Annotated in this window: 1 pseudogene; it reads right to left on the bottom strand. The window is 48.1% G+C overall.

Features of this window, described 5'->3' with window-relative positions:
* A pseudogene (locus FJQ58_RS32185) lies at positions 1-289 on the bottom strand (hypothetical protein); the annotation flags it as partial.

Raw genomic sequence — 289 nt, 5'->3', positions numbered from 1 at the left:
CCTTACCGCCATAAGCTTGTTCGAACTGACCGACTGTTTCCCAGACGGCATCAAAAGCTGCCGGATTTGCCGCTTTATTCTGGTCATACTGTTCTTTCGAGGTATGATAAAGAATCGTGATATTGCCATCTTCAAGCTTTGGAGCATCTGACGCTGCCTCTTCCGTTACTGCAGGTTTGTTTCCATTGCTGTTCGTGCTGCCTTTAGTCGTATTATTGTCGCCGTTGTTGCTGCCTGAACAACCGGCCATGACGCTAACGAGCATAACAACAGCAGCCAGCATTATCGA

It is taken from the genome of Paenibacillus paridis (assembly GCF_006345825.1).
Lineage (GTDB): Bacteria > Bacillota > Bacilli > Paenibacillales > Paenibacillaceae > Pristimantibacillus > Pristimantibacillus paridis.
This window is presented reverse-complemented; position numbering and strand designations above follow the sequence as displayed.